Here is an 8,644-nt window from a genome sequence, read left to right as displayed (position 1 = left end):
CTACGCTCGAAATGACAATGGTGGAGGTGCAAAGACGTAAAGATTGCTCGCTACGCTCGAAATGACAATGGTGGAGGTGTAAAGACGTAAAGATTGCTCGCTACGCGCGCAATGACAATGGTGGAGGGGCAAAGATGTAAAGATTGCTCGCTGCGCTCGCAATGACACTCGGAACAACTCTACTCTTTACTCTTTCTCTCACTTCCTTTACGCTGCAGTATAATTACATATGCCTACTTGACAGTAGCGTAGTGATAGTGTATAGTTGTGAATGAAAATGTTGTAATCAAAACAATGTCCGACACAACTATTACTGCCCGATGCAGGTGTAGAGAACGGGTGCAGATCCTCCATATCTAAAGGGACGCTGCCTCTCAATTCCACGCAGTGACTCGGCTTTATGACCGTTCCCTACTCTGCTCGCTGTGCTTTCCTGCATAGGTAATGAGCAGAAAGGAGGTTACACGCAGACGATCACATTTACCGTAATGCTCGTTGGGATTCTGTTCGCTCATTCGGAACAAATTGTCCCTTCCACAGTACTGCTGTCGGTGTAGACACAGTAAAGGAGTATAGCTGTGAAAGCAATGAAGAGCGCCCTGATCGCTATGTTTCTCGCCGCAGCCATGATGCTTGCGGCATGTGGCGGTGGTCAAACCGCACAACCCACTACTGCCCCAGCGGAACAACCGACTACTGCGCCGGCTGCACAACCGACCACTGCGCCGACGGAGCAGCCGACTACTGTACCTAGTGCCCAACAGGTGACGATTAGGATTTGGCACCAGTGGGATGGCGCCTACTTGACCGCAATCGAGCAAGCGTTCCGTGATTACGAGGCTGCTCATCCGAATGTCAAGATCGACCTCTCGAAGCCGGAAGATGTGAGCAACGCTCTCAATGTGGCCATTCCGGCCGGTGAAGGTCCCGATATTATCGGTTGGGCCAACGACCAGATCGGCCAGCAGGCGCTGGTGGGTAACATTGTCGCGCTCAACGATTATGGGATCACCGAAGACTTCCTGCGCAGCACCTACGAGCCGGCGGCTGTGAATGGCGTCATCTGGCAGGGCAAGATCTGGGCGTTGCCGGAGACGCAGGAAGGTATTGCCTTGATCTACAACAAGGCTGTCGTTGGTGACATGCAGTTGCCGACCAACCTCGATGAGCTGCTGGCAATGGCGAAGGATTTCCGTGCTGCGAACCCCGACAAGACATTTGTCTGCAATCAGGGATTCGGTGGGAACGATGCTTATCACGTAGCTCCGATCTACTTCGGGTATGGCGTGCCAAGCTATGTTGACGATCAGGGTAACGTCTACGTCAATACGCCGGAGATGATCAAGGGCGGTGAGTGGCTGGCCGAGATGAGTAAAGTCTCGTTCAGTGAGCAGAGCTACGATATCTGCAAGGCAGCATTGGCCGAGGGCAAGGCTGCCATGTGGTGGACCGGCCCGTGGGCGATTGCCGGTATCGAGCAGGATGGGGTTGACTACGGTATTCTGCCGTTGGGTAAGCCCTTCGTCGGTATCAAGACCCTGATGCTGACCCGTAACGCGGTTGAGCGTGGCAATGCCGAGGTCGCGTTGGACATTATGAAGTACTTCACCAGTGCCGAGGTGCAGACCAAACTGGCGCTGACCAACAAGACGGTTCCGGCGGCGACGGCTGCACTCAAGAATCCAGAGGTGGCTGCCCTCCCGACATTGGCCGGGTTTGGTGCTGCCCTGAATGCGGGTGTACCGATGGCGAATACGCCTTACGCTTCGGCCCAGTGGGGTCCGGTGGGTGAGGCCAGCGTTGCGATTTGGACCGGTGCGCAAACGCCTGCTGATGCGCTAGCGGCCGCTGCTAAAGCAATTGAAGAAGCCATCATGCAGATGAAGTAGATGCTGGAGGGGGTGAGTAGCGGATACTCACCCCCATGTTTGTATCGTCATCGTTCCTGCGTGCATCAAATCGGGTTGTTGTCGAGGTAACCGCTGGTCGGGCGCCCGGCTACCGACCGATAAGGTTCTGGCTGCTTGCAGAGAGGTAATGCCCATGGTGTCGTGGTCCAAACGCCGCAAGGCGCTCACCGTTCTGCTCTTTACCGGCCCCACGATTATCGGTATTCTGCTGTTTAATATCTATCCCATTCTCCTCAGCGTCTATACGTCGTTTACCAATCGTAATCGGTTTCGGCCAAACCCCGATTGTGAAGTATTTTTGACGGGGATTCTCGATCCATTGTGTTGGCCACAATTTCGCACGTCTGCACCGGTCGGTTTGGGACAGCCGTATCGATTGCAAGACCCGGTCTTTGCTAATTATGTGAACTTGATCGGTAACCTCTTTACTCCAGAAGCGTTGGGAGCAATGGCGGCTATTTTTCTCTGTTTTGTGCCGCTCATTGCAGCAACCTTCATCAACCGTCGCCTGAACCAGATGATGGAGCCGCCGGTGTCAATGTCGGTGGTATGGCTTGGTGCCCTGGTATTGGGTTTTATCTTGGCTGCGGTGGTCAATGTGGCCCAAGCCTACGATACGCTCATGCGCACCGGCGATTTTGTGGTGGTTGTTTTCCGTACCCTCCTTTTCGTGATTGCTCGTGTGCCGTTCAGTTTCTTGCTCGGCCTCACCTTTGCCCTCATTTTGAATAGTGATTATTTACCGGGGCGTACCTTCTTCCGAGTGATGTTGTTTGTGCCGTGGGCAGCTTCATCGCTTGCTATTCTGATGGCGCTGATCTGGCAGTTCTTCTTCCGTGAGCAAGGGACTATCAACCAAGTTTTGGCGCTCTTTGGTATTGCCGGTCCGGCGTGGCTGCGTGATCCGTTGAGTGCGTTTTTGATCGTCGTACTGGTTGATACGTGGTTCTCCTACCCCTTCTTCATGATCGTCATTCTCGGTGCATTGCAAGCCGTACCACGCGATGTCTATGAGGCTGCCGAGCTAGATGGGGCGTCGTGGTGGCAACAGCTTACCCAGATCACGTTACCGCTGATTCGCCCGGCTGTGTTACCGGCAACGGTGCTGACATCCATTACGGCTTTTCAAATGTTCGGCACCGTGTGGGCTATTACCCAAGGTGGGCCGGTGAATGAAGTGGGCCGACCCGGCGCAACCGAGTTTGTGATCGTCTACGCCTACAAGCAGATCTTCCAAACCCAAAATTATGGCAATGCAACGGCTTTCGCTGTGATCCTCTTTATCTTCCTATTCACAGCGACCCTCTATAGCCTGCGGCTGACGCGCATCACGAAAGGGGCCTACGAGTCATGATCCGCAAACCTACTCGACCGGTCTTGGTGTTACAGTACCTCATTTTAATCCTCGGTGTGTTGTTTGCCGTCTATCCGCTCTGGTTTGCCTTTCTTGCTTCAGGCCGTACCGGTGACCGGCTCTACACCCTTAATCTACTCGGCATGTTTTTGCCCACTGAGTGGACGTTCGAGAATTATCGGGCAATGATTTTTGACCGACCACTGTTGACGTGGTTGCGCAATAGCTTGTATGTGGCCGGTGTAACAACGGTTGCCTCACTGGTGATTACGACATCGGCGGCGTTTGCGTTTTCGCGGTTTAAGTTTTATGGGCGGGAGTTTGCTCTGATTTTACTGTTGGCGATCCAGACCTTTCCCGGCGTGTTAAGTTTGGTGGCAGTTGCTCAGTTGCTGACGGCGCTTGGCTTGTACGGTAAGCACGAGGGGTTGATCCTTGCCTATACAACGAGTACGTTGGTCTTTAGTACGTGGAACATGAAGGGGTATTTCGATACCATTCCGATTGAGCTGGAAGAGGCGGCCATGATCGACGGCTGTGGTCCGGTTCAGTCATTTATCCTTATTGCATTACCTTTGGCCCGTCCAGCCTTAGCCGTAACGGCCTTGCTCGGTTTTTTGGCCGGTTGGGGTGATTTTATCTTCGCGTCGGTGTTGGTACCCGCACCTGATACTATGAAGCTGGTGGTGCCCGGTTTGTTCAGTCTGGCAAATAGCCAGAGTGTGCCATGGGGTAATTTTGCTGCCGGTGGTTTGCTTATCATTCTCCCAACGATCATTGTCTTCTTGATGCTCCAGCGGTTCCTCGTATCCGGTTTGACAGTTGGCGGTGTCAAGGGATAGGTATCGGTGAACGCATCGTCTTCGCGTGGCTGGTTGATCGGCGTTATTGTGCTGGCTGCGTTGCTTAGATTATGGGCTGCCCTAACATTACCGCTCGATTTTGATGAGCCGGTCTATGTTGGTGTAGCTCTTGATTATGCGCGCCTCATCCAACAAGGTGACTGGGCAGCGGTGATCGATTATCCCGGCAACCGACAGCATCCGGCACTGTATAAGCTGATCTACGCCGGTGGTGCGCTCATGCTCGGTGATGACGCGAATCAGATTACCGTGCTGATCGTCGCTCGCCTGCTGTCGGTTGTCTTCGGTACCCTGGCCGTAGCCGTACTGGCGACGACTGCCGGGCCGTTGCCGGCCAGCCTATTGGCCGTCCATACGCTGACGATCAAGTACACAGCACAGGCCTACCTCGAAGCGTGGCCGCTGGTGCTCTCGATTGCTGCAGTGGGGGCGTGGGTGCGTGCTGCTCGTCCGGTTGAACAACAGCGGCGATTGTGGTTGAGGCTTGGGGCGATTGGGTGGGGACTGGCAACAGCGGCGAAGATGAATTACGCACTTATCGCTACGCCGGCGATGCTGATGCTACTGGCGACGGCATTGCGCGCCGAACACGAGCGACCGTTTGGCAGGTTGGGTAATGTATGGCGATGGGGTGAAGTGATTGCAGTTGCCCTGCTCACCTTTTGGCTTGCCAACCCGACACTCTGGCACGAGCCATTCACACGCCTCGGCGCGATGGCCGGTTTCTGGCCGGCGTATAGTCGGGGTGATGAAGTGCAGGCTGCCGCTTACCCTTGGTATCAACCGCTCGTGTGGTTGTCAACTGCACCGGCAGTAGGTTGGCACCCAGAAGTCTTCTTATTGCCCGGTCTCGATCCGCTGATCGTAGCGCTTGCCTTGATCGGTGTGCCGGCAGCTTGGCGCGATCCGCAACGTCGTTATCTTGCTGTATGGCTAGTAAGCGGCGTATTGATCTTGTTGTGGTGGCCGGTTAAGTGGCCGCAGTACATCTTGACCCTGATCACGCCCATCGTGCTGTTGGCAACTCCGGTATTGAGCCGGATAGCCGCGTGGTTGCGCGAACAGAATGACTATTGGGGTTGGAGCCATCTGATGCTGTTGCGCCCTCCCCGTTACGCATGGATCGCGTTGGCGTTGCTGGTGGGGTTTATTGCGACGGTCTATGCAACTGCACTCGTGATGGTGACGCTGGGCAGTATTGGGTGGAGTACATTGCATCCGAGTGCCGGTGGCTTGCCATCGGGAGCAATTTATGCCGTTCAACCGTTGCGTGATCGGAGAGTTGCGCTAGGTGGTGATTTTGGGCTGGCAATCTGGCAAGCACCGATGGTGAGCGAAGATCCGCCGCGTTGGACGTATCTGCCGCTCGGTCGAGTGTACGCGCTGGCCGAGACGACGGCCGGTATATGGGTAGCGAGTCGGCAGGGGTTGGCGTTGGTACGATCTGATGACCGATGGGAATGGCAAACGCCTGCACTTGGCGTTCAGCGTGATGTTGTGATTCGCACAGTTGCGAGTGGTACCGATGGTAGGATTTGGCTGGGTACGAGCGTCGGTGGAGCGGTGCGTGGGATTGATGGGCAATGGCAACCGTTACCGCAAGCAGCGCGTGGCGGTATGGTGCTCTCGATTGCCGTCGATCCGGCCGGGGCGGTCTGGTTTGGTGGGATCGGTGTGGTTAGCCGGTATCTGCCGGAACGTGGGGTATGGCAACACTTTGAGCGGGCCGACGGCTTTGCCGGCGCCGGTGTAGCTGATCTCTTGGTCGATCATCGCGGTATCGTGTGGGCTGCGACGCTCGGTGAGGGGGTAGCGCGCTGGGATGGGACACGTTGGGAGTGGTTCACAACCGCCAATCGCCAATTACCGGCGCAAACGATTACTACCATGCTCGAAGCGCGGCCCGGTGAGATTTGGATTGGCGCGGCGCGGCCACTGACGACCGGCGGCTTTTTGTTGCGCTATGATGGGCAACGGTGGCGCAACTTCTTACCCCGCGACTCTGGTTTTACCGGTGCTGAGCCGTTGGCATTGGCGGTTGATCACCGTCAGATGTTGTGGATTGGGACCCGTAATGATGGGGTGTTGTTGTATCAATTGAGTTCAGTCCCGTAATCGAGCACAAGACCACGGGCGTCTGAGCGTGTACAGAGGAAAGAATCACACAATGCCACTTTACCGTCACACCACGATGACCAGCCGTTACGTTGTATCGCGCCCGGTTGATGTATGGCTACCGGAGACCATCGGTGATCGGCGATTACCGGTGATCTATATGCACGACGGTCAGAATCTGTTTGATCCGGCATTACGCGCCGATGGCGAAGTCTGGGCTGTTGATCGAGCTATTGAGCGGCTACAGCAGGAACGAAACTGGCCTGGTGCAATCGTAGTTGGTATCTGGTGTACCGATCAGCGTTGGCGCGAGTACGCACCACAACAACCGTTCAATGCACTACGCCAGACCCGCGGCTGGGAGTGGATTGTCGAGCGAATGGGTGGGGAACCGGTTTCGGATGCTTACCTCGCCTTTCTGGTAGAAGAAGTGAAACCGTGGATCGATATGACCTACCCAACACTGCCCGATCAGTCCAACACGTTCGTTATGGGTTCGAGTATGGGTGGGCTGATCTCGCTGTACGCTCTCTGCCGTTATCCAGATATTTTTCGTGGTGCAGGGTGTTTGTCAACCCATTGGCCGGCAGGCGGAACAATCCTGGTTGATGAACTCGCGGCCCGCTTGCCACCACCGGGTAGACACCGTTTCTATTTCGATTACGGTACAGATGGCCTCGATGCGGAATACGAACCGTTTCAACAGCGTATGGATTCCCACATGGTACGAGTCGGGTATCGTCACGGGCACGACTGGCTGACGCGCAAGTTTCCCGGTGCAACGCACAACGAAGCGGCGTGGCGAGCACGTGTAGCCGATGCAATCGCCTTCGTGATGGATGTGTCAAGCGGTTGATAAGTGATAGCTATCAGCACGGATTGCTTTCCAGTCACTTTGTTTCTGGCGAGTCGGGCATAGCACAAGAGAATGAACCCGATACTCACGCCTTTACGTCGCTGAACTGCACATCGCAGTTGTGCCGGCAAGACAATGGATAGGATCGCTGTGAGTAATGGATGGGTGCAATGTGATGTGATATTCCCGTTATCACCCATCGTTCAGCCGCACAGCCCGTATCCGGTGATTGAAACCTGGGCCAAGGGCGTTATCTCCAATTTGCCGCTTGCTCGTTCAGCCGCACAGCCCGTATCCGGTGATTGCAACACTATTGGCAATTAAAGGCGGATAAAATCGGGAAGGATAACAACAATATAGGTGGCGTCGGAGTGGGACTGGTTACCCTGGGTGGATTGGTAGGAGTAATGATGTTCTGGGCGTCGCGTGAAGAGCAGCCGGTGTATGTTTGGAACGTTGTCTCGCGGTCGGCTACGTTTTTGTCGGCTAATCGATTAGCAATTGCCGATGATCAACGAACCATAATTGTGAGCTTTCCCACCTACCAACTGATCCGTGAATTGCCTGCTGGTGGTTATCTCGCGGCTAGCCCTGACGGTTTGCTACTGACCGTTGGAGCGTGGGGGACGGTTCATCTCTTCGATCCGGAACGTGGTGATCGGATTGGGACACTTGATTGTTGGTCACACGGTGAAAATCTGTATCCGATACATCTTAGCTTTTCTCCTAATGGGTACATCCTTGCTGTGGCCGAATCGCACCACAACCGCGATCCGGTAGTGCAGCTCTGGGATGTCGTTCGTCAAATGCAGATTGGGACGGTGCGGATTGATGAACCAGACGCGACAGTAGTTAAGGCACTTGCATTTTCGCCAGATGGGCGGTTAGTAGTCTCAACCTACTCAGAGGGGGTTTGGTTGGTAAACACCGCACAGCAAACAGTGGTGCGCAAGATCCAAAGCTGGCCGAATGAGTATATTGCACTAAGGCGCGACGGATCGCGCGTTAGTCTTGGTGAAATAGCGCTCGTGCGTACATTTGATACTAACACGTGGCAAGTTATGCACGAGCAACACTTTGATCAACAATCGAAGCCTAGCGGGTCAATAAGTCGGTTGTTTAGTATGCCGGTCGCGATCAGTCCTGATGGGAAATGGTTAGCCACACCAAATCGGATGCCGCCAAGAGATTCGTTTTAGTTCTTTAAGGGGGCCGCCACGGCAGACGATAGTGTTGCGCCGATCGGTTGATAGCGGGCAAGTGCGTGTGCTGAGTGTTTCGCCGAGAACATTAGGAAAACTTTTGTTCAGCCCTGATAGCCGATGGCTGATCGATGTTGGCCTTGGCGAGATTCGGGTATGGCGGGTGGCGAACTGACAGGCGAGGATGGCGCGCGGTACTTGCTATGACCATGCCCGGTGACCCCTCGTGTCATTGCGCGCGTAGCGAGCAATCTTTACGTCTTTGCCCCTCCACCATTGTCATTTCGAGCGTAGCGAGCAATCTTTACGTCTTTGCACCTCCACCATTGTCATTTCGAGCGTAG

General features: G+C 54.8%; 6 protein-coding genes. All 6 read left to right on the top strand.

Translation table 11 applies throughout. The features are described 5' to 3' along the window. The first annotated feature begins 587 nt into the window (after positions 1 to 587). The 6 genes from AC01ZF_RS17375 to AC01ZF_RS17350 all read left to right on the top strand — a co-directional run bounded on the left by AC01ZF_RS17375 (position 588) and on the right by AC01ZF_RS17350 (position 8,297). Positions 588 to 1,889, top strand: coding sequence for an extracellular solute-binding protein (locus AC01ZF_RS17375; protein ID WP_424677479.1), 1,302 nt, complete (start codon positions 588 to 590; stop codon positions 1,887 to 1,889). Positions 1,890 to 2,043: 154 nt separating this feature from the next. Then, a complete protein-coding gene (locus AC01ZF_RS17370; RefSeq protein ID WP_424677474.1) occupies positions 2,044 to 3,264 on the top strand; it encodes a carbohydrate ABC transporter permease in 1,221 nt (406 codons plus the stop codon). Beyond that, the gene (locus AC01ZF_RS17365; RefSeq protein ID WP_424677475.1) at positions 3,261 to 4,106 is read left to right on the top strand and encodes a sugar ABC transporter permease; all 846 of its coding nucleotides are present in this window, start codon (positions 3,261 to 3,263) and stop codon (positions 4,104 to 4,106) included. The genes AC01ZF_RS17370 and AC01ZF_RS17365 overlap by 4 nt, the downstream gene beginning before the upstream one ends. Positions 4,107 to 4,112: 6 nt before the next feature. Next, positions 4,113 to 6,242: a transcriptional regulator gene (locus tag AC01ZF_RS17360; protein ID WP_424677476.1), complete on the top strand. Its 2,130-nt coding sequence runs from the start codon at positions 4,113 to 4,115 to the stop codon at positions 6,240 to 6,242. A gap of 52 nt (positions 6,243 to 6,294) precedes the next feature. Further along, positions 6,295 to 7,098, top strand: a complete 804-nt coding sequence (locus AC01ZF_RS17355) for an alpha/beta hydrolase (protein ID WP_428113824.1) — start codon at positions 6,295 to 6,297, stop codon at positions 7,096 to 7,098. A gap of 371 nt (positions 7,099 to 7,469) precedes the next feature. Further along, the gene (locus AC01ZF_RS17350) at positions 7,470 to 8,297 is read left to right on the top strand and encodes a WD40 repeat domain-containing protein (RefSeq protein ID WP_476575540.1); all 828 of its coding nucleotides are present in this window, start codon (positions 7,470 to 7,472) and stop codon (positions 8,295 to 8,297) included. Positions 8,298 to 8,644 lie beyond the last annotated feature (347 nt).

The sequence above is a fragment of the Chloroflexus sp. genome (assembly GCF_056331925.1).
Note: the sequence above shows the minus strand (reverse complement) of the source record. Positions and strands in the feature narration are given on the sequence as shown.